19 protein-coding genes are annotated in these 20492 nt (G+C 64.4%); 10 read left to right on the top strand and 9 right to left on the bottom strand.

Going from position 1 to position 20492, the window contains the following annotated elements; translation table 11 throughout:
* The first annotated feature begins 139 nt into the window (after positions 1 to 139).
* The 4 genes from RJT68_RS15705 (at position 140) to RJT68_RS15690 (ending at position 3307) form a co-directional block, all read left to right on the top strand.
* Positions 140 to 580, top strand: coding sequence for a DUF302 domain-containing protein (locus RJT68_RS15705; protein WP_407037481.1), 441 nt, complete (start codon positions 140 to 142; stop codon positions 578 to 580).
* A gap of 2 nt (positions 581 to 582) precedes the next feature.
* Positions 583 to 1143, top strand: a complete 561-nt coding sequence (locus RJT68_RS15700) for a class I SAM-dependent methyltransferase (RefSeq protein ID WP_407037480.1) — start codon at positions 583 to 585, stop codon at positions 1141 to 1143.
* A gap of 342 nt (positions 1144 to 1485) precedes the next feature.
* Positions 1486 to 2787: an RNA-guided endonuclease InsQ/TnpB family protein gene (locus tag RJT68_RS15695; protein ID WP_407037479.1), complete on the top strand. Its 1302-nt coding sequence runs from the start codon at positions 1486 to 1488 to the stop codon at positions 2785 to 2787.
* Positions 2788 to 2938: 151 nt separating this feature from the next.
* Complete coding sequence (locus RJT68_RS15690; RefSeq protein ID WP_407037478.1) at positions 2939 to 3307, top strand: thioredoxin family protein; 369 nt, start codon at positions 2939 to 2941, stop codon at positions 3305 to 3307.
* A 66-nt stretch (positions 3308 to 3373) separates the two neighbouring features.
* On the opposite strand, the gene RJT68_RS15685 is transcribed toward RJT68_RS15690, so the two are convergent.
* The 4 genes from RJT68_RS15685 to RJT68_RS15670 form a co-directional block, all read right to left on the bottom strand.
* Positions 3374 to 4858, bottom strand: a complete 1485-nt coding sequence (locus RJT68_RS15685) for a dihydrolipoyl dehydrogenase (RefSeq protein ID WP_407037477.1) — start codon at positions 4856 to 4858, stop codon at positions 3374 to 3376.
* 434 nt (positions 4859 to 5292) lie between these two features.
* Positions 5293 to 5697, bottom strand: a complete 405-nt coding sequence (locus tag RJT68_RS15680) for a helix-turn-helix domain-containing protein (protein WP_407037476.1) — start codon at positions 5695 to 5697, stop codon at positions 5293 to 5295.
* 99 nt (positions 5698 to 5796) lie between these two features.
* Positions 5797 to 6828 carry a sulfite exporter TauE/SafE family protein gene (locus RJT68_RS15675; RefSeq protein ID WP_407037475.1) on the bottom strand — a complete coding sequence of 344 codons (1032 nt, stop codon included), beginning with the start codon at positions 6826 to 6828 and terminating at the stop codon, positions 5797 to 5799.
* Between the two features lie 6 nt (positions 6829 to 6834).
* Positions 6835 to 6981 (bottom strand): DUF7512 family protein, encoded by a 147-nt coding sequence (locus RJT68_RS15670; RefSeq protein ID WP_407037474.1) that lies wholly within the window; start codon positions 6979 to 6981, stop codon positions 6835 to 6837.
* 396 nt (positions 6982 to 7377) lie between these two features.
* Here RJT68_RS15670 and RJT68_RS15665 point away from each other — a divergent pair, with 396 nt between their 5' ends.
* Complete coding sequence (locus tag RJT68_RS15665; RefSeq protein WP_407037473.1) at positions 7378 to 8223, top strand: universal stress protein; 846 nt, start codon at positions 7378 to 7380, stop codon at positions 8221 to 8223.
* 99 nt (positions 8224 to 8322) lie between these two features.
* On the opposite strand, the gene RJT68_RS15660 is transcribed toward RJT68_RS15665, so the two are convergent.
* Complete coding sequence (locus tag RJT68_RS15660) at positions 8323 to 8979, bottom strand: helix-turn-helix domain-containing protein (RefSeq protein ID WP_407037472.1); 657 nt, start codon at positions 8977 to 8979, stop codon at positions 8323 to 8325.
* A gap of 110 nt (positions 8980 to 9089) precedes the next feature.
* Between RJT68_RS15660 and RJT68_RS15655 the strand changes: the two genes are divergently transcribed.
* From RJT68_RS15655 to RJT68_RS15635, 5 genes are all read left to right on the top strand, one after another.
* Positions 9090 to 10442, top strand: a complete 1353-nt coding sequence (locus RJT68_RS15655; protein WP_407037471.1) for a hypothetical protein — start codon at positions 9090 to 9092, stop codon at positions 10440 to 10442.
* A 150-nt stretch (positions 10443 to 10592) separates the two neighbouring features.
* A complete protein-coding gene (locus RJT68_RS15650) occupies positions 10593 to 12923 on the top strand; it encodes a copper-translocating P-type ATPase (protein ID WP_407037470.1) in 2331 nt (776 codons plus the stop codon).
* 522 nt (positions 12924 to 13445) lie between these two features.
* Complete coding sequence (locus RJT68_RS15645; protein WP_407037469.1) at positions 13446 to 13799, top strand: SHOCT domain-containing protein; 354 nt, start codon at positions 13446 to 13448, stop codon at positions 13797 to 13799.
* 153 nt (positions 13800 to 13952) lie between these two features.
* On the top strand, positions 13953 to 14987 hold the full coding sequence (locus RJT68_RS15640) for a DUF7544 domain-containing protein (protein ID WP_407037468.1): 1035 nt from the start codon (positions 13953 to 13955) through the stop codon (positions 14985 to 14987).
* Between the two features lie 199 nt (positions 14988 to 15186).
* Positions 15187 to 15834, top strand: a complete 648-nt coding sequence (locus RJT68_RS15635) for a nitrous oxide reductase accessory protein NosL (protein ID WP_407037467.1) — start codon at positions 15187 to 15189, stop codon at positions 15832 to 15834.
* A gap of 99 nt (positions 15835 to 15933) precedes the next feature.
* On the opposite strand, the gene RJT68_RS15630 is transcribed toward RJT68_RS15635, so the two are convergent.
* The 4 genes from RJT68_RS15630 to RJT68_RS15615 form a co-directional block, all read right to left on the bottom strand.
* Entirely contained in the window at positions 15934 to 16794 is an 861-nt protein-coding gene (locus tag RJT68_RS15630; RefSeq protein WP_407037466.1) for an ABC transporter permease, read from the bottom strand.
* Entirely contained in the window at positions 16791 to 17651 is an 861-nt protein-coding gene (locus RJT68_RS15625) for an ABC transporter ATP-binding protein (RefSeq protein ID WP_407040391.1), read from the bottom strand. Before RJT68_RS15625 ends, RJT68_RS15630 begins: the two co-directional genes overlap by 4 nt.
* Before the next feature lie 23 nt (positions 17652 to 17674).
* The gene (locus tag RJT68_RS15620) at positions 17675 to 19609 is read right to left on the bottom strand and encodes a NosD domain-containing protein (protein WP_407037465.1); all 1935 of its coding nucleotides are present in this window, start codon (positions 19607 to 19609) and stop codon (positions 17675 to 17677) included.
* 183 nt (positions 19610 to 19792) lie between these two features.
* On the bottom strand, positions 19793 to 20320 hold the full coding sequence (locus tag RJT68_RS15615; protein ID WP_407037464.1) for a winged helix-turn-helix transcriptional regulator: 528 nt from the start codon (positions 20318 to 20320) through the stop codon (positions 19793 to 19795).
* Between the last annotated feature and the right edge of the window lie 172 nt (positions 20321 to 20492).

The following is a 20492-nucleotide window of genomic DNA, read 5'->3' as shown; positions in this document are numbered from 1 at the left end:
CGAACTGGTCGACCGGAGTCGAACCGATAGACCGAGACGGCAGAACGTCGCGGGGTACGCCACCGGTCGTACGACCCCCAACCCGCTCCGGCGTCGGAATCCAGAAATGATTTTCGTACCGAGCCCAAAACCATACACGATGACTCTGCCTATCGATCCCGCTCGAATAGATCCGGACGACGTCGGCGAGAAGCGGGCCGTCCTCGAGATGGACCACGAGGAGGCGATCGAACACGTTCGAGACGTGTTCACCGACGCCGGCTTCGGCGTGCCGGTCGAGTTCTCCCCCTCGGACCTGCTCAACGAGAAGGTCGACGCCGACCGCGACCCCTACTACGTCCTCGGCGCGTGTAACCCGGCGGTGGCCGACCGGGCGCTCGAGGTCACCGACGGGAAACTCGGCGCGCTGTTCCCGTGTAACGTCGTCATCTGGGAGGAAGCGCCCGGCCGACAGCACGTCTACCACGTCTCGATCATGCGGATCGCGCGGCTCGTCGGGATGGCACCGGACGACGACGAAATGGCGGAGATCGTCGCTGAGACGGGCGAACTCGTCGATGAAGCCTTCGAGGAGCTGTAACCGTGGGCTACCACACCTTCGACGCGTCCCGAGCGGACAAGCTGGAGGAGGCCGGACGGCGGTACCGATTCGTCTCGGCCGAGGAGCTGCTGTGGGCGCTCTCGATCTCGCCGGAGGCCACCGTCGCCGACCTCGGCAGCGGGACCGGCTTCTTCACCGACGACGTCGCGCCGCACGCCGGCGAGATCTACGCGGTCGACCTCCAGGAGGAGATGCACGAGTACTACCGCGAGAAGGGCGTCCCGGAGAACGTCGACCTCGTAACCAGCGACGTGAGCGACCTGCCGTTCGACGACGGCGGCGTCGACGCCGCGTTCTCGACGATGACCTACCACGAGTTCGCCAGCGAAGAGGCGCTCGCGGAGATTCGACGGGTCCTCGCTCCGAACGGCCGACTCGTGATCGTGGACTGGTCGGGGACCGGATCCGGCGATGACGGGCCACCAGTGGACGAACGGTACAGCGCCGACGAAGCGACGGACGCGCTCCGTGACGTCGGATTCGCGATCCAGCACGAGGCCGTCCGCCCGGAGACCTTCCTGGTGGTCGCGACGCTCGAGTGACGCTCCCGACAGCCCGCTCGAGCGTAGTCTCCGGCTGGTCCCGCTTTTTGGATGCAAATAGCCCTGATCGGACGCTGACACGGCCGCATCTTTCACGGCAGTCGTGGGCGACGCTGCGATAGACGACGCCGATCAGACCGTTCCGCGTCGACATGCCTAGCGAATCGGCGGTGCGACGCCGGTCTGAATACCGGGACTCACAGAAGTGCAAGGAGGTATCCCACGACTTTAGTCGTGGGAGGAATCCAACAACCCTTGACACAAGCCACGAGCAATAGCAGTCCGACTCCCCAACGCCAATCGTTTAATTTATAAAGAAATAGTTCAATATGTGAAATACGGATGGGGGACGTGATTCGCACCGTCAAAATCAAACTCGACGTACCCACAGAGCGGTGCGACGACCTCCATCAGACCAAAGACCAGTTCCTCCACTGTGCGAACACCACCGCAGAGTGGGCGTGGAGATACCCACACGACTACTGCGTGACCTCGAAACAGACCGCCGAAAACACCCTCTACGAACACCTCCGTAACGAGACGGAGTTGACCGCGAACCTCGTCCAGAAGGGGATTCGACGCGCTATCGAGGCCACAAAAAGCGGTGTCGCCCGACTCAAGAAAGGCGACAACACCAGTCAACCACACTTCGATGCGTGGAGCGTCGTCTACGACAAACGAAGCGCGACGTTCCACCGCGACCACGTTTCGCTCTCAACAGTGAACGGTCGTGTTGAGTGCGCCTACGTGATTCCTGAGAACCCGGAAGGAACCCCGATTGGTGACTACCTGTTGAACGAGGACTACGCGTTCCGGATGTCCACCTTACAGTACGACCGTTCCACAGAGTCGTTCTATCTCCACGCACGAATGCGCCGAACTACAGCCGAACAAGAGCAGTCCACTACTGATTCTTCCAACACCAAGCACAGAACAGTCCTTGGCGTTGACCTGAACGTGGATGGCTCGCTCGCCGTGATTTCAACAGGGGCGTTCGTCGGGAACGCTGACGAGATTAATCATCGACGCCGAGAGTTCGAGAACACTCGCGGGGCGATGCAACAGACGGGAACGCGGTCGGCGCACCTGTCGATTCAGTCGATGAAAGACCGCGAACACCACTGGATGCAGGACGAACTGCATCGGGCTTCGAACAAGATTCTCGAAGAATCGCGTGACCACGAGTGTACGCATATCGCATTCGAGAATCTAACCGGAATTCGTGACCGGATGGCTGGTGCAAAGCGGTTCCACGCATGGGCCTTCCGACGTTTGTTCCAGTACGTCGAATACAAAGCCGAGATGTACGGCATCGAGGTGGAACAAGTGAGTCCGGCGTACACGAGCCAACGGTGTTCGTCGTGTGGGTTTACCCACGAGAACAATCGACGGTCGAAACACCACTTCGTGTGTCAGAAGTGCGAGTATGAACTGAACGCAGATTATAACGCGAGTAAGAACATCGCTCGCAAACTGCTCAAACGTCTCCACTCGGGGCAGAAGTCTTCGAGTGGAGGCGCACCCTGTCAGTGTGCGCTGAAGTCAGGGACGCTGAACCTGAACGGCGATTACACAGCCTCAGTCACTTCGACGGCAGAAGGGGAGTCCACTGACAAGCCCACGACTTCAGTCGTGGGTCACTGACGTCCGTACGTGACTCGAGGAACCCCATAAACCGTGGTGGGGAGATGGGTGAGAGCGCCCGGAGTTCAGTCATCGCTGACGTCGCTCGAGCACGATAATATTGTATGTTTCACGCAAAACACTCATGTGCGCTCGAGCCTTACGAACGACGATGACCGAACCGACCGCTTCGGGGCCGACCGAGGGGCAGCCACCGCGAAAACCCGTGCAGTTGACCGACGTTGCCGACTACGAGGAGTTACTGGCGGAACAGGACCTCGTCCTGCTCGAGTTCGTCACGTCCGGCTGTGGCATCTGCGCGTCGATGGAGCCGGTACTCGGAGGCGTCGCTCGCAACGCTCCAGGTGTCGTGGCGACGGTGAACGCCGGTCTCGTCCCCGACCTCGCTGCTGAATTCGATGTCCGGAGCGTTCCGACGCTCGTAATCCTGCGGGACGGCGAGGAAGTCGCCCGCTTCGACGACGGCTTCCAGCCCGCCGAACCGCTCGTGAACGAGCTCGAGACGTATGCGACGCGATAAGTCCGTCGCCTCTCGGTCTGGCTCGTGACAGATCTTGGTGCTTCTAGCACGTGACGGGTCCCGGTACTATTTGTGCCCACCGTGGTCGCCGTGGTCGTGCCCGTGGTGGTGCTCGTGCCCGTCTGCGCCCGCTCCCCGGCGCGTGAACCGACCGGAGAACGCCCGATCGACGACCTCGGACAGCGCGGGATGGATGTGAACCGACTCGCGGATGTCCCAGACGGTTCCCGTTCCCGCTTTCATCGCGACGACGACCTCCTCGATCAGGTTCGACGCTTCGGGGCCGACGATGTGACACCCGAGAATTTCGCCGTTCGGCTCGACGAGGACCTTCACGAATCCCTCCGTCTTCATCGCCTTGCCGCGGGCGGTGTCCTCGTACCGGTAGGTGGCGGTGGCGTACTCGCGGTCGGTCCCGCGGAGGTCCTGTTCGCGCGCGCCGACGCCCGCGACCTCCGGCGAGCCGAAGACGGCGAACGGCATCGCGGTGTAGTCGACCGCCTCGAGGTCCTCGCCGAACAAGTTCCGAACGACGGTGCGGGCTTCGCGGTTCGAGTTGTGTTTCAGCAGGTACTCGCCGACGATATCACCGAGGGCCCAGATTCCGTCGGCCGTCGTGCGCAGATAGGGGTCGGTTTCGACGAATCCTCGCTCGTCGGTCTCGACGCCGGTCGCCTCGAGATTCAGGCGATCGGAGTTCGGTCGCCGCCCCGCCGCGACGAGCAGGGTGTCGCCGGTCGCGGCTATATTTTCGCGCCCGGACGTATCGTCCCACGACGGCGGATACGCTCGAGCTTCGACGGTCACTTCGCCGTCGAATTCTTCAGCTGCGACGGCCTCGTACCCCGTGTAGACGTCGAACCGGTCGGCGTAGCGCTCGGTGAACGCGGCGGCGACGTCCTCGTCGGCCGTCGGAAGGAGGTGCCGTCGCCGACCGACGATCGACACGTCGCTGCCGAACGTCCCGAAGAAGTGCGCGAGTTCGGCCGCGATGTAGCCGCCGCCGACGATGACGAGGTGGTCGGGCGGCGTCTCCAGCCGGAGCGCCTCTCGACTGGTGGCGTAGTCGACGTCCTCGATCCCGTCGATCGGCGGAATCGCCGGCCGCGCCCCCGCTGCAACGAGGACGGTATTGGCTCGAGCGCGCTTCCCGGCGTCGATCCCGTCGACGATTTCGACGGTCCGATCGTCGACGAACCGGCCTTCGCCCTCGAGCAACGTGTGTTGACTCGAGGTCCGCAACCCGTGGTGGATCGACTCGGCGCTGCTCGAGACGTCTTCGTTGACCTCGCGAACGATGTCGGCGAAGTCGACGCCGGTAACGTCGGCGTGGATGCCGAACTCGTCGGCGCGCACGACGGTCTCCATCACCTCCGCGTGGTACAGCAATTGCTTCGAGGGAATGCACCCGCGATTGAGACAGGTGCCGCCGAGCGGCCCCTTCTCGACGACCGCGACGGACTGGCCGCGACTCGCAACCGCGCTCGCGACGTCCAGTCCGGATCCCGAGCCGATCACGAGGAAGTCGAACTCCGCAGTGCCTGAATCCATGCGCCGATCGACCACGGCCAGCCGGATTAACCTCACACCGACGACCGGGTCGGTGAATCGGGCCGTCCCCGGAGTGATCCAGACGATCGTCGGGTTCGCTCGCGAGGCCGTTCTCGCCTCGAGCTCCGGTATTTCACCGGTCACGCGAACGGAACGGGTAAATCCGCGCCCGTTTCGAGCGCCTCGGGAACGAGCTCCGTCGCGACCAGCTAGACCATCACACCGACCGCGAAACCGAGGCCGGAGGGCAGGAACGCCTCGGCCCGAGAGCCACCGACGGCGACGCCCTCGAGAAAGCTGTGGACCGTAAGAATACCGAGAACAAATGCGACGTTCTTCGAATCGGCCTCGGCGAACGCCTTCGCCTCGAGCGGCGGATCATCGTGACCGTCCCCGTGTCCGGCGTCGTTCGTCCGTAGTCCGATCGCGTTGCGTTAGTGGGCAGAAAGTCCGGTGCCGGCGCTGGCGCCTTCGTACTTGTCCTCGAACTCCCTGATGAGCTGGCCCATCTTCGCGTACCAGTCGTTGAGCATCCGCTGCATGTCGGTCGCGATCTGGGTCGGATCCGTCGGGTAGTAGACGTGGTAGTAGCCGCCCTGATCGTAGTTGATCTGCTCCTTCTGGATGAAGCCGCTCTGGAGCAGCCGTTGGATCGACCGGTAGGCCGTCGAGCGCTCGCGGTCGACCCGCTCGGCGACCTCGTCGATCGTCAGCGCTTCCTCGCTCTCGACCAGTACGCGGAAGCACTCCTTGTCCAGCTGTTTGAGCCCGTGGATGCACTCGAGCAGCCCCTCACACTCCATGTCCTGCTGCAGTTGTTCCGCCATCGAATTCGCCATGTTACTGATCGGGTGTAGGGGACCCGATGATATAAGGGTTGTGCGAATATTGTGCAATCTCAATGAGCCGGCGGAATTCGACTAACGGTGGCCGCAGCGTCAGTCGACGGACGTGCGGGGCGCTTTCGACCGCGCTCGCATCGTCGCGATGGTGCTGTAGATCACGGCGCCGCTGACCAGCAACGCCGACAGCAGGATCAGCGCGAAGCTGACCGTGCTCAGGACCTCCATCCCGAGATAGTCGCCGGCCTGGCGGAACGCGACGGCGACCGAGCCGCCCAGTAACATCAGGCCGAAGTAGATCTTGATGTCGCCCTCGTCGACGATACTCGTGGCGGCCGAGCCGATGCGGGCGCCGAGGGCGCTCCCGGCGAGCAGCGGCGCGACGATCGAGAGGTCGACGCCGCCTTCCATCCCGTAGAGGAACGAGCCGATCCCGCCCGAGAAGACGATCTCGAACAGGTCGGTCCCGACCGCGACGGGAACCGGAACCCCGATGAGGTAGAACATCGCGGGCATGCGGATGAAGCCGCCGCCGACGCCGAGGAAGCCGGACAGTAGCCCCGTGGCGAAGGCGACGCCGAGAACCATCCAGAGCGAGACCTGGATTCCACCGGCGATGGTCATCATCGGGGGCACGCGGTACGACTGGATCTTCTTCGCGATGTCCGGGATGGCGTCGGGATCGATCTCCTCGTTCGCGGCGTCGTGGTGGCCGCCGCCTCCGCCGTCGCCGTTCAGCGCGTTGTACGTCACGAAGAGGCCGATCGTACCCAGCAGGACGACGTAGGTGACGCCGATGACCCCGCTGGCGAGGCCGAGGTCCTCGAGGTAGAACACCCCGATTCGCCCGATCTCGATGCCGACCGACGTCCCGACGATCATCAACCCGCCGAGTTTGTAATCGACCTGACCCAGGTCGTGGTGTTTCAGCGTCGCGATGACGGCCGTCCCGAAGACGAACGCCATCCCGCTACCGACGGCGACGCGAGCGGGGTACCCCATCACGAGCAACGCGGGCGTCACGAGGAACGATCCTCCCATGCCGAAGAAGCCGAACAGCACGCCGACCATGAAGCCGAAGCTCACGAACAGCACGAGGACCGTCAGTCCGATTCCGAAGAGTTCCATCGCCATTTACGCGCTCACGATTCTGTCGACCAGGGGCGTTGCGACTCGCTCGAGGGCCCCGAACCCGACGTAGAGGGTGATCGCCTCGAGGAGGACGGCACCCACGAGGGTACCGGCTTCCACCAGCTGTGACGGTGCGGCGAGGTCGATCATCGGTATCGACCTCCGACCAGCGGTTGTGTGAAAATCATGGGTTTCTGTTCGGTATCGTCTACCCGGAGAACGCGTATAACGCTTTTGGGACTCGAGCACAATATTACTGCAGACTATCACACGGCTAACCCACGGGAATATCTGTATAACTTATTTGGATATCAACCCCCGTCGACCGACGCGCGCCGACGATCGAGCGCGGTCCAGTATGCCCCGGCGCGCGCACCGCCCACGGTAACATACCACACGGAGGTGTGAGGTTCGTTCGTCGGACGAAACTATCATCGGTCGAACGGATTCTGACGCGCCCCCGATTAGATCGCCACCACTGCTCAGGTCCACCCACCGGTATTGAATGTACAAAACAATATTATAGCGCCGGCCCCTACTGCGAGTATGAAGGCGATCTGTGCGACCGACCTGTCGGCTGCCAGCGAGGCGATGATCGAGAGCGAGACCTGCCTCGAGTGTCTCGGACGAATCGGGGTCGAGGAGATCCACCTCGTGACCGTCATTCCGGCGAACGTCCACGCCGGAATGCCCGGAATGGACTTCGAGGGGCGACGCGAACGAGCGCTCGCTCGATACCGTCGCGTCATCGAGGAGGCGGGGTTCGACGTCGAGACGCACGTCGTGCGCGGGACGCCGCACCGTCGGATCAACGGCGTCGCCGAGGCGGTCGGCGCCAGCCTCACGATCGTCGGCTCGAGGGGGAAGAGCCCGCTCGAGAACCGCGTGATCGGCTCGACCGCGCGCAACCTCGCGCGGACGACGGTCGTCCCGCTGTTGGTCAACCGGATCGAACGCGGCGCCGAGGATCCAGACGTGCTCCGGGAGCACCTGTTCAGGCGGGTGCTCTACGCGACCGACTTCTCCGAGAACGCCGAGCGGGCGTTCGATGCGTTCTCCTACCTTCGTCACGCCACCCGTGAAGCGACGCTGATTCACGTCCAGACTCCCAAGGATCCGGACCTCCCGGACGACGGATCACCCGCGGAACGGCTGGCGGAGTTGGCGGGGCGACTCGATGAGTGGGGGATCGAGCCCGAAACCGAGGTTCGACGGGGCGATCCGTCCGAGGAGATCCTCGCCGCCGAGGCCGAGTACGAGCCCACGATCGTTCTCCTGGGCTCGCGCGGCCACAGCAGGCTGCGGCGCCTCCTGCTCGGCAGCGTCTCCGAGGACGTGGTCGCTCGGGCGGACGGCAACGTCATGCTCGTCCCGCCGTCTCGAGTGGCCTGAGATCGGGAGTTGCGATCCAGGACGGGAATCCCAGCCGCCGATTTTCGTGGCGATCCGACGCAGAGCGATCCCTCGCGACGGTCGTAATCGATTTCGCGGTCACCGACTCTCGGGGCCGCGCTCGAGGTTTGCGTCGGCGAACCGGTGTGCGATCGCGCTCTCGGCGCGGTGCAGGACGTCGCTACAGGTGGACTTAGACACGCCGAGCACCGACGCGACGTCTGTCAGCGTCGCTTCGCGGGGAACGTCGTAGTAGCCCGCATCGATCGCGGTCAGGAAGACCTCGCGCTGGCGCTCCGTCAGTACGCGCTCGGCGCGACGCGCGTCGACCGCGCGCACGTGCTCGATCCGGTACTCGATACCGCGTTCGTCGAACGCCTCGCCCAGCGTAGACAACCGGTCCGCGCTCGTCGTCAGTTCCCAGGTCACCCGACCGTCTTCGACGACGAACGGCGTTTCCACCGGAACTCCGGCTCGCTGCATCGGAACGAGAAGCGACGGATTCGACGTCTCGATCTGCATGAGCGCCGTGTCGTCGTGTTTCCAGAGCAACTCGAGATCCCGAATATCGCTCCGGTCGTCGATGGCGGCGAGTATCGGAACCGGGTTCGCCGCCGCCAGTTCGACGACGCCGATCGCGATCTCCGATCCCGGCAACACCGAACTGACGCGAAACGTGGCGTCGGGGTAAGCCGTCGAGATGTCGCGGATCCAGGGCGAGTCGGGGAGGCGAACGGTGAGTTTTGCCCGGGGCATCGATACCGACGCTTGACGCTCGACCGCCGTAGCCCGCGCTTCGAACATGTTCGAAGCGTGCTGCCATATTCGCGGTAACCGATACCCGGACGCCGAGCGAACGAACGCGTATGGCAGGTACGAGTCCGCACGATACCCCCGCGAGCGACCCCGACCGACGGTTCTCACGCGAGACGACCGATCGATCGCCGCTCTCGATGACTCCGTTTCACGTCGCGGGCATCGCGTTTCTGGCGGCCGGGTTCGCGCTCGCCCTCTACCAGGGCCTGCAGGAGTTCGACCTCGTCCCGCAGGTCGCGTGGATCACGTGGACGCACATTCACTTCGTCACGATCGGCGCGTTCACGCAACTCGTCTTCGGCACGCTGCCGCAGCTGGCGGCGTGGAAACTCGAGCGTCCGGGGCCGTCGAGGGCGACTTTCGGAGCCGTCTTCCTGGGCTTGAACGGCGGAATCCTGCTCGCCTGGTACGGGCGCGCCTTCGGCGAGCCGCTGTGGTTCGACGTCGGTCTCGGAGCGATCTGGCTGCTCACGGCCTGGCTGTTCGCCGTCGTCCTCTCGATGGTGTTCCGGAGCGAGGGCGAACGAACGCGGGATCCGACCGTCGGCTTCTACCTCCTCTCGCCGTTCGTCTACCTGATCGGGCTCGCGTTCGCCTTCGGCCTGTACAGCCGTAGCTGGGACGTCCCTGGCGGCTGGTACGGACTCCGGGAGGCGCACGTCCACGCCAACGCGTGGGGCTTTCTCGGCCTCGCGGCGATCGGCACGCTGTACGACCTCTTCCCGCGCCTCGTGGATGCGGAGCTGTACAGCGATCGGCTGAAACGCTACTCGCTCCCGCTGTTCGCGCTCGGTATCGGTCCCCTCGTCGTCGGGCCGGTACTCGACATGGGCAAGACGGTGACGGCGACCGGGCTGGTGCTGTACGCCGCCGGATACGTCCTTTTCGTCTACACGCTCGCGCGGACGTACCGGGACGGCGCGCCGAACGGGACGGCGCTCTCGGTGCTGGTCGCACAGCTGTGGATCCTCGGACCGGCGAGCTTTGCGCCATTCATCCTGTTCGGCGTCCCGCTCGGGGTTCCAGAAGCGTGGATCGAGATCGGCGCGCTACACTTCTTCTTCCTCGGCTGGGCGCTCCCGATCGCACTCGCCGGGGGGCTGCTGGTCACCAGCTCGCTCGAGTGGTCTCCCGAAACGGGACGCACCGAGGGCGGTGTCGACGACGCGGTCGGCGGACTCGTCCCGGAAACACGAATTCCGTCGGTCGTCGGATCGCGATCCGTCCTCGCCTGGAACCTCGCCGTCCTCGCCGTCGGAATCGGCTTCTTCTATCGGGACCAACCGTGGGCGGCGCTCCTGCATGCACCGGCGTACGCGATCATCCTCGCGCTCTGGGGGTACTACCTGCTCGAGATCGTCAGACGACGGTGGTCGGCGTACCCGCGTCGAGCGGCGTTCTGAGTCCGTCTTTCGGTCTCGGGTGACGGTATCGGCGATTCGATGAGAGCATCCACGAGACCGTCTCTGACGCCGACGCTGCCCCGGATATCCTGACGTTCCACCGACAAACGGATTACCCGAGGAACTGTTATGCTAGCTACGAGAACGCTCATGGACGACCACGACCACGATCACGACCGGTCGGCGGACGGATCCTCGCCGTCCGTCGACCGTGACGACCGCCGCTCGGCCGATTCCGACGAACAGGGTGACCTCGAGGGGGAAGCGGAATCGCAGGTGGAGCGGTCGATGCTCGAGGACGAGGCCACGGACGCCGGCGAGGCCGAAGGGGAGATCGAGGAGCGACAGGAACGTGGTCACGACGTAGAGGGCCACGAACCAGGGGAACATCGCGATCACGACCACGGCGGCCACGACGACGACGGCGGTCGCGGTCACGGCGATCACGATGACGGCCACGGCGGAATGCACGAGGGTCACGAGGAGATGTTCCGCCGCCGTTTCTTCGTCTCGACGCTGCTGTCGATCCCGGTGCTCCTCTACAGCGAGATGCTCCAGACGTGGCTGGGCTTCTCGGTCCCGACGTTTCCCGGGAGCGAGTGGATCAACCCCGTCTTCGCGGTGATCGTCTTCGCCTACGGCGGCGTGCCGTTCCTCCGGATGGCCGTTCCCGAACTACGCGATCGGTCGCCGGGCATGATGACGCTCATCTCGATGGCGATCACCGTCGCGTTCGTCTACAGCCTCGCGAGCGTCGTCCTCCCGACCGAGTCGGCGTTCTTCTGGGAGCTGGTGACGCTGATCGACATCATGCTGCTGGGCCACTGGATCGAGATGCGGTCGGTCCGGCGCGCCCAGAGCGCGCTCGACGAGCTGGCGAAGCTGATGCCCGACACCGCAGAGCGGATCACAGACGACGGCGAGACGGAGGAAGTGCCGGTGAGCGACCTCTCGGAGGGCGACCTCGTCCTCGTTCGTCCCGGGGCCAGCATCCCGGCCGACGGCGTCGTGGAGGAGGGCGACTCGGACGTGAACGAGTCGATGATCACCGGCGAATCGATGCCGGTCTCGAAGGAGCCCGGCGACGAGGTGATCGGCGGGACGATCAACGGCGACGGGAGCCTCCGCGTCCGCATCGAGGCGACCGGCGAGGAGACGACCCTCGCGGGGATCATGCAGCTGGTGGAGGAAGCCCAGGGGAGCGAGTCGGAGACGCAGGCGCTCGCGGACCGGGCCGCCGGCTGGCTGTTCTACGTCGCCGTCGCCGCGGCGGCCGTCACCGCCGCCGCGTGGACGGTCGCGACCTCGTTCGACGCGGCCGTGATCGAGCGGGTCGTCACCGTGCTCGTGATCGCCTGCCCGCACGCCCTCGGACTCGCGATCCCGCTCGTCGTCGCGATCAACACGTCGCTGGCCGCCAGGAACGGAATGCTCGTGCGAGACCGCATCGCCATGGAAGAGGCGCGAAACCTGGATACGATCGTCTTCGACAAGACGGGGACGCTCACCGAGGGCGAACACGGCGTGGTCGATCTGGCGACGGTCGAGGGCGTCGACGAGGGTGAAGCCCTGGCCCTCGCGGCCGCGGTCGAGGGCGACTCCGAACACATGATCGCCCGCGCCATCCGCGAGGCGGCGGCCGATCGTGGCGTCAGCGTCCCCGACGCGACGGGCTTCGAGGCGATGAAGGGCCGAGGCGTTCGCGCTCGAGTCGCGGGCGAGGAGGTCCACGTCGGCGGGCCGAACCTCCTGGACCACCTCGATACCGACGTCTCGGCGGATCTTCGGCGGTTCGCCGACGAGGCCGGAGCGAACGGACGGACCGTCGTGTTCGTCATCCGGGAGGGTGCGCCGATCGCGGCGTTCGCCATGGCGGACGTGATCCGCGACTCGAGTTACCGGGTCGTCGAGGCGCTCCACGACCTCGGGATCGAGGTGGCGATGCTGACCGGCGACTCGCGGGACGTGGCCGACGCGGTGGCGGACGAACTGGGAATCGACACCGTCTTCGCCGAGGTGCTGCCCGAGGACAAGGACGAGAAGGTACAGGAGCTACAGGACCAGGGCAAGTTCGTCGCGATGGTCGGCGACGGGGTGAACGACGCGCCGGCGCTGACCCGGGCGGACGTCGGCATCGCCATCGGCAGCGGGACGGACGTGGCCGTGCAGTCGGCGGACGTCATCCTCGTGCAGAATAATCCGATGGACGTCGTCCGCCTCGTGACGCTGAGCCGGAAGAGCTACCGGAAGATGCAGGAGAACATCGTCTGGGCTGCCGGCTACAACGTGTTCGCCATCCCGCTGGCCGCTGGCGTCCTCGCCCCGATCGGTATCCTGCTCTCGCCCGCGGTGGGCGCGCTGTTGATGTCCCTGAGCACGGTCATCGTCGCGATCAACGCCCAGCTCCTCCGGCGGGTCGACCTCTCCCTCCCTAACTTGCCGGGCGTGTCACCGTCAGGCGAGGCGAGCCCGGCGGACTAGAACGAGGCTTCCGCTGGCGAGCCGGTTCGCTTCGCGAATGATCTCTCTGGAAAGTGACTCACGCTTCCCGATCGATCGACCTCCGTGCTGGTGAGTGCGTCGTCCGTCGGGGATCCTGTACGAACCCTCAACAGTTTCGTCTCCCCACACCGTCGATGGCCACCTACCGTCGAAGACTGACCGTCCACCGCATTTGAGCCGAATCCTCAAGCTCCAAGGCTCTCGCTCGACGAGATCGTCGCTGATAGATAACGAAGTTCCGTATTCGCTATCCACAATTGCACCCATCCTGTTCCAAGATAGGAAGAACAGTGATTCGTTATGCAACTTGCTACCGGCTTCATCTCCGCTTGACCACCCTCGTCGTACTCTCAGCGTGACAACAGGCATCATTCTTCGAATCTATCCCTCGAGCGCGGTCGTCGACGGAACTGACGGCGCTTCTCGCGCGAGCGGGTGGCCGATTCCCGGTTCCCGGTATTCCCCACACCGTTCAATACTCGAGCGCTCGAATACCAACGCATGGCAACCGACGATTCGGTGATTCGAACGCTGTTGACGGTTATCGCCGGGATCCTGCTCCTGCCGTTTCTCGTGATGGCGATCGCGATGCCCATGATGGGCGTTTGGGGATGGGGTCACATGGGAAGCGGCGCGTGGGGCGACACCGGAGCCGCGTGGATGTGGGTGCTCATGTCGGTCGTCCCGCTAGCGGTGGTACTCGGTATCGGCTACCTGCTGTACAGGGCGGTTCGTCAGTCCGGAACGCAACGGACGGACGCCGCACTCGAGGAGTTACGAAGTGCGTACGCTCGGGGCGACCTCACCGACGAGGAATTCGAGGAGCGTCGCGAGCGCCTGCGACGGGACAGGTAGGACGCGACCGCTGACCGATCTCCCCGATTCTCTCGGTGCGAGCGCGTGTGGCTGACTCCCCGGTGGTAAGAGGCCCTCGCCTTCGGGCGAGAACGGTCTGCCCGTGGCCTCTGACACCGTAGTTTTATTTCTCTGTCCGTGGTATGTAGTCAAATGTCATGGCGGGCACTCGACGAATTGCGACCGTCGCTCGAGGCGACGAGAGGACTGTTACTCCCGTTCGAGTTACGCCGGTGGCTCGTACTCGCGGTGGTCGCCTTCTTCGTATCGGGCGTCAGCGGCGGGAGACCCGACGCGTCGACGACGGCGTGGGACGCGCCACGCAACGGGCAGCCCGTCGACGAAACTCCGATACCGATCGACGACCCGCCACTGTCACCCGAAATCGACGTCGGTTTGATCGCGTTCGCGGTCGGGACGATCCTCGTGATCGGCCTGGTACTACTGCTTGTAGGGGCCATCATGGAGTTCGTCTTCGTTCGAATCCTGACGGACCGCGAAGTTCGAATCCGAGGGTATTTCTCGACCAACGTCTCGAACGGTGCGTCGCTGTTCCTGTTTCGAGCGGCGCTCCTCCTCGGCGTGCTGGCGCTCATCGCGTTTCCGGCCGTGCTCTTCTTCTTCATCTCTCCGCTTCTCCTCGTACCCCTGGCGATCCTTCTCGTCCCGGTCCTCCTGGTCACCGGTATCGCGCTCTGGGTCGTCCTCCGATTTACGGCGGATTTCGTCGTTCCGGTGATGCTCCTCGAGGGAGCGGGAATCGTCGAAGCGTGGAGGGAGTTTTGGCCGGCTCTCGTCGAGGACTGGGAGCAGTACGGCGTGTACGCGCTCGCTCGTCTCGTCCTCGGGTTCGTCGCGGGTATCCTCGTCGGAATCGGGTTCGTCGCCGTCGGCATCGTGCTCGCTATTCCGTTCGGAATCGTCGGCGTCACCGTCTACTTCCTCCTCGAGGTGGTGCTCGGACTGCCGTCGCTCTCGATCGTCCTGCTCGTCGCAGTGGGCATTCTCTACGCCATCTCGGTGATCGTCGCGGGGATCACGCTCGTGCAGGTCCCGATCCAAACGTACCTCCGATACTACTCGCTGTTCGTCCTCGGAGGAATCACCTCGCGGTTCGATACGGTCGGGCCGCTTCGACCTCGAGAGGCCGACCGTTTCGAGGACGAAGGAAGTTCGAAAGGCGTGTAAACGAGATCCCCCTTTCGAATCGGCTCCGTCCGTGAGGGTTCGTCGAACACCGACGTAGCGAATCCGAGGTGAACGGGAGTACGTACGCGTACGATCCGCGTTCTCCGCCGGACCGATTTCGGAGGTGGCCGACTCTCGGTCGACGCACTTTCGTCGATTGAACCAGATCAGCCTTTTCCTTCGGTACCCAAGCTGTTCCATGGACCGACAAACGAACCTGCAAGCGAACCGATCGAACCGCGGGCCGACTCGACGAACCGTCCTCGTGGGCGCGGCGCTGACCGGCCTCGGTACGCTCGCCGGCTGTCTCGACGGCGGCTCCGGGGCCAAGAAGTCGGCGCCCGACCCCATCACGATCGAATCGGACAGGCAGTGTGACAACTGCACCATGGTGATCGGGGACTACCCTGGCCCGGCCGGACAGTCCTTCTACGACGACCCCGGCGCCGTCCTCGACAGTGGTTCTGAGGGTGAAGACGGCGAGAGCGACGACCAGGACCGCCCGGCCCAATTTTGTAGTTCGCGCTGCACGTACAACTTCACGTTCAAAAACGAATCCGAACAGGAACCGGAGGTCAGCTACCTGACCGATTACTCGACGGTCGATTACGACGTCGACACCGGCGGGGAGAAACCCGAGATCAGCAGGCACCTCGACGCCGACGGCTTCGCACCGGCTACCGACCTGACGTTCATCGTCGACAGCGAGGTTCAGGGGGCGATGGGCGCGTCGCTGATCGGCTTCTCTGACGCCGACGATGCCGACTCGTTCCGGGAGGAGTACGGTGGTGACCGATACGAACCTGACGAGGTCAATCGAGAACTGCTGCAATCGCTGAAGAACTAGCGCCCCGCCGAGGGACGTCACGCTGATTTTCACGTTCGGGTCCCAGGCTAGCGTCGTCTCCGATTCGACGGGAAGCGAACGCGAACGGTGATGAGTGGCTCACCGGTTCACAGCCCAGGTCGCGACGCCGAGAGAGGCGATCGTCCAGATGACGAGGCTACCGACGCTGGCGATCGGCGACGCACTTTTCGGACCGGTTCCGGCTGCCGTGGTGATGACAGTTTCGAAGACCAGCCCCCGGTAGGCGCTGAGGGGACTGATGGCGATCGCGTCGATGAGCGAGGAGTCGGAGATTAGGGAATTGGCGAAGCCGAAGACGAGCGCGAGGTCGAACCCGACTAACAGGACGACCAGTCCGACGATAGCGAGCGCGAGGGCGCTCCGGGTACCACTGGTGAGCGCCGAGATGGCGAGCGCGATCGCGAGGACGGCGAGTGCGAAGACGAGTGTGAGCACGACGAACCGGGCGAACAGGATCGGTGAGTCCGCCCCCGCGTGGGTGGCGTAGATCTCGGGGGGGTCTTCGCGCAAGAACGCGACCGACGCGCCGACGAGGAGCAGCGGCGCGGTGATTGCAACCAGTATACCGATGGCTCTGCCGACGTATATCCCCAGGACGAGTTCTCGAGTGGAGATCGGGTACGTGACGAGCACGTCGAGTTCTCCGCGTTCTCTGTCCGCCACGATCGCCCGATATCCGAACGCGATGGCGACGACGGGGACGAGGAGCTCGAGCGGCGTGATGAGGTTTACCACTGTCGGCACGTAGCCGGCACTGGCACTCCCGAGTACCGCGACGGTTACCAGCACGATCGCCAGCGCAGCGGAGAGGACGTAGAACGTTCGGGTTCGGGCGAGGGTCCTGACTTCGCGCCGGACGATGCGGTCGATGCGTCGAAGCGAGCCTGGTGCCCGTCGATCGCCTCTCACCTCGTCCGTCGTGGGTTCGACGTCGCTCATTGGGACTCACCCTGGACGCGGACGCGATGCAAGTCTCCCGCGACCGACGCCTCGTAGGCCGCTTGCAACGTGTCGACGCCCGTTCTATCGATGATTTCCGACGGGTGGCCTCGTTCAGCGACGACGCCGTCGTCGAGCAAGAACACCTCGTCCGCGTTGCGCTCGACCAGTCCGAGATCGTGTGACGTCACCACCACCGCGGTTCCCGCGTCGGCGAACTCGCCGGCGATTTCGAACACGTGCGTGCTCATGCCGGGATCGAGCCCCGATCCGGGTTCGTCGAGAATAACGATCGGCGGGTCTCCGATCGTCGCCTGGGCGATTCCGAGCAGTCGTGTCATGCCGCCCGAGAGGGCTTCGACGCGTCTGTTGGCCGCGTCAGCGAGTCCCACCCGATCGAGTCGTGCGACGGCGTCGTCGCGGCTCTCCCCGACCAGCGAGGCGTAAAATTCGAGCGTCTCGATGACGGTAAATCCCGGTCTGAACGAGGGTTGCTGTGGAAGGTATCCGATCTCTCGAGGAACGTCGGGACCGTGGTATTCGATCGATCCAGACGTCTGTTCTTGTAACCCGGCCAGAATCCGAAGTAGGGTCGTTTTCCCGGTCCCGTTCGGCCCGATCAGCGCCGTCACCGTCCCGGCGTCGACGGCGATCGAAACGTCGCGCAGGATCGTCACGGCGCCGTAGGCGAACTCGAGGTTGGAGGCTTCGAGGAGCGGTTCGTCGGCCGCCGCTGACGGATCCCGTCTCGAGGAATCATCGTCGGCCGTCGACGTTGCTGGCACCGAACCGCTGTCGTCGGCTCGTGGGTCGCTCGATCCTAAATCCGTCGGCGAACGATCAGTAGCTGTCGTCATTTCGGGTTCGTCTTGCTGGTTCGTCACGAGTCTGTCACCACCGTTCCGTCGCACGAGTAGGCCTCCTCGGCCCACTCCGTTCGTTCGAGCAGTTCGGGGTTGTTCGGTCCGCAGGTAGGCGAGAGGTCCGTGATGCTCTCGGTTTGCATGCCCGAGACGGACTGTTCGAGCCCCGAGAGCGCGTCGAGCGCCGGGGCCCGCGCGAGCGTCTCCGCGCCGTCGACGTCGTGTAATCGGCCGTCGACGGGATCGGTCGGGGAGTAGGGCCGCGCGGGCGGATCTCCGTCCGCCAGGCTGGTCCCGCCTTGCCAGTAGTTCCCGTCGCCGTCGTGGGACCAGATCCGTAGTGGACCAGTACTGGCGGTCGCGTGGTCGTCGTTTCCGACGAAGTCGTTCCCGACGACGCGATTGGTCGGGAGGACCGCCGTATCTCGAGCGCCGACGCCGTTTCCGGCGAAGACGTTGTGCTCGTAGATCGACCCGCTCGCCTCCATCTGTAGCCCGACGTCGTTTTCTTCGAACGCGTTCTCGGCGACGTAGGACTCCGATCCACCGACGTACGCGCCGACTTCGGCGTTCGAGATCTCGTTACCGACGATGGCGTTGCCCACCGGACCGGTCATGATGTAGACCCCGTTTTTCTCGGCGTCTCGGATCTGATTGTCGGCGATCAGCGCTTCGTCGTTGTGCATCAGGTGAATTCCGAGGACGCTCTCTCCGATTTCGTTGTCCCGGACGACCATACCCGGGGATCGATAGAGGTAGATCGTGTCACGACCGTCGGTGATCGTCGAGTCCTCGATGACCCCCGGCGAACGAAACGCCATCACCCCGGCGTATCCGTCGGTTCCGTCGACCGTGGCGACGGTCGTGACGTTCTTGACGACCGCGCCCGGACTCTCGCGCAGGATCACCCCGTTCGCGGGCGTCTCCACGTGGACGTCCTCGACCGATACGTTGTCGGCCACGTGTGCGGAAACCCCGGCGTCCGCGCCGGCGTAGTTCACCTGAAACTGGTCGTCCCAGTCGTCGCCTTCCTCACCCGGCAGTTCCTCCGCGCCGGTCGCCAGCGTTCCGACGCCGGTGATCGAGAGGTCGCGCACACCGACGTCGGGTTCGGTGATTGTCACGACCGATCCGTTTTCGTCGCCGCGGATCGTCGCGTTACCCTCGCCCGCCAGTGTGACCGGTCGATCGATCTCCAGCGTTTCGTCGTAGGTCCCCTCGGGAACGAGGACGGTGGTGTTCTCGGGGGCTTCGTCGATCCCCTCCTGTACGCTGTCGACGTCCTCGCCGACCACCACCGAGATCGGGCGCTCGTCGTGGGCCTCGGCGTCGTCGACGAGCGCGTCGGCCTCGGCATCCTGTCGGTCGACTCGATCGCGGACGCCCGAGGCGTCGTCCTTCTCGAACGGCGTGTCCACGATCTCCTCCCACGACCGCACCTCGCCGCCGTGAGACTCGACGAACGACTCCGCGTCCGATCGATCTCCGAACGACGGGATCGCCTCCTCCGAGGGAGTCCGGGCGTCGCTTTCGACGACGTACCACGCCGCTTCGGCGTCGACCCATCCGGGGGAGCGCTCGACGATCGGATAGCCGTCGTCGTTCAGGTCGATCCCCGTGTCGCTGTAATCGGTCGCGTAGATGGCGACCGGGTAGCCAAAGCGCTGGTCGTGGCCCTCCTGGCGCTGGGCGTCGACGTACGTGTCGACGCCGTAGTACCCGACGACGTACTCGTACTGCGAATAGAACGTTTGCACGCGCGGGAGCACCACGTCAGATTTTCCGAGAAGCGAATTCTCGTCTTCGAGCGTGAGGCCGATCTGGACGGTATCGTCGAACGAAACCGGCTCCGGGGATTCCGCGCCGGTTTCGACGCCGAAGACGACGCCGACACAGAGGAGCGTAGCGAGAATCGACGCTGCGAGTAACCAGAGCCGCAGTCGTTCGTTCACGCGCTAACTTGGGAGGAGGCGAATAAAGCCGGTCTGGTTCACTCGTCGAATGCGCCGCTATCCGCCCGAAAACACACGACTCGAAGGCGACGTCTTCCGATGTCGTTCCCGCAATGGATCGATCGGAGATGGCCCCTCACAACGGGACTCATCGTGGTGATCGACACACGGGCGAGTGATCGATCACTCCGCGGCTACGGGTTCTTCGAGCAGGAGATCCACGAGGCGCACGAACCGATCGACCAGTCGATCCGGCGCCGTGGGCGTAACCCGCGACAGCACCCGTGCGGTCCGTTCGGGTTCCAGGAGGTGGAGCGTCACCCGACCGCGGTCGTCGTATCGCTTCTCGACGAGCCCCTGTTCGATCAGGTGTGAGAGGTGCCACTCCAGGGTACTTCGGGCGACGTCGAGGTCGGAGGCGACCGCGTCCGGTCTCGACGGCCCTCGTTCGGAGAGGTGGGCGACTACCCCTCGACAGGTTTCGCGTCTGAGCAGCGCGAGCGCTTTGCGGTCCCACTCCTCGAACTCGACCGGGTAGTAGTGCGTCCGTCCGTAGAGGCGTTCGGCGACGAGCTCGCCGGACCGTCCCAGCTTCCGTACGTGGTACTGGACCTGACCGGCCGCGAGGTCGAGTTCCCGGACGAGTTCGTTGAAGTGAATTCCGGGGTCACGTTCCACGCGCCGTCTGATCTGGAAGCGGATGGTGCTCATGGTAAACCTCTGACGATGGGAGCGACGGCGTTCGTCGCCACACACCGCTACTATGTATTCGAACGAAAACCGAACTCCGCCGATTCCCACCGGGTAATAATCGTCGAGGACGGGGACGATACTGACCGCACGGTCCAGTGAGGAAGCAGCGACCCGGACTGACGAGTACGAC

The organism is Halovalidus salilacus, assembly GCF_031852275.1.
GTDB classification, from domain to species: Archaea; Halobacteriota; Halobacteria; order Halobacteriales; family Natrialbaceae; genus Halovalidus; species Halovalidus salilacus.
This window is presented reverse-complemented; position numbering and strand designations above follow the sequence as displayed.

Bases quoted from the DNA above. Each gene is read 5' to 3' on its own strand.
- RJT68_RS15630 (WP_407037466.1), bottom strand. From the start codon at position 16,794: ATGAGCGACGTCGAACCCACGACGGACGAGGTGAGAGGCGATCGACGG.
- RJT68_RS15615 (WP_407037464.1), bottom strand. From the start codon at position 20,320: ATGAGCACCATCCGCTTCCAGATCAGACGGCGCGTGGAACGTGACCCC.
- RJT68_RS15685 (WP_407037477.1), bottom strand. From the start codon at position 4,858: ATGGATTCAGGCACTGCGGAGTTCGACTTCCTCGTGATCGGCTCGGGA.
- RJT68_RS15670 (WP_407037474.1), bottom strand. From the start codon at position 6,981: ATGATCGACCTCGCCGCACCGTCACAGCTGGTGGAAGCCGGTACCCTC.
- RJT68_RS15655 (WP_407037471.1), top strand. From the start codon at position 9,090: ATGGCAGGTACGAGTCCGCACGATACCCCCGCGAGCGACCCCGACCGA.
- RJT68_RS15690 (WP_407037478.1), top strand. From the start codon at position 2,939: ATGACCGAACCGACCGCTTCGGGGCCGACCGAGGGGCAGCCACCGCGA.
- RJT68_RS15680 (WP_407037476.1), bottom strand. From the start codon at position 5,697: ATGGCGAATTCGATGGCGGAACAACTGCAGCAGGACATGGAGTGTGAG.
- RJT68_RS15705 (WP_407037481.1), top strand. From the start codon at position 140: ATGACTCTGCCTATCGATCCCGCTCGAATAGATCCGGACGACGTCGGC.
- RJT68_RS15695 (WP_407037479.1), top strand. From the start codon at position 1,486: ATGGGGGACGTGATTCGCACCGTCAAAATCAAACTCGACGTACCCACA.
- RJT68_RS15640 (WP_407037468.1), top strand. From the start codon at position 13,953: ATGTCATGGCGGGCACTCGACGAATTGCGACCGTCGCTCGAGGCGACG.
- RJT68_RS15675 (WP_407037475.1), bottom strand. From the start codon at position 6,828: ATGGAACTCTTCGGAATCGGACTGACGGTCCTCGTGCTGTTCGTGAGC.
- RJT68_RS15645 (WP_407037469.1), top strand. From the start codon at position 13,446: ATGGCAACCGACGATTCGGTGATTCGAACGCTGTTGACGGTTATCGCC.
- RJT68_RS15650 (WP_407037470.1), top strand. From the start codon at position 10,593: ATGGACGACCACGACCACGATCACGACCGGTCGGCGGACGGATCCTCG.
- RJT68_RS15665 (WP_407037473.1), top strand. From the start codon at position 7,378: ATGAAGGCGATCTGTGCGACCGACCTGTCGGCTGCCAGCGAGGCGATG.
- RJT68_RS15660 (WP_407037472.1), bottom strand. From the start codon at position 8,979: ATGCCCCGGGCAAAACTCACCGTTCGCCTCCCCGACTCGCCCTGGATC.
- RJT68_RS15635 (WP_407037467.1), top strand. From the start codon at position 15,187: ATGGACCGACAAACGAACCTGCAAGCGAACCGATCGAACCGCGGGCCG.
- RJT68_RS15625 (WP_407040391.1), bottom strand. From the start codon at position 17,651: ATGACGACAGCTACTGATCGTTCGCCGACGGATTTAGGATCGAGCGAC.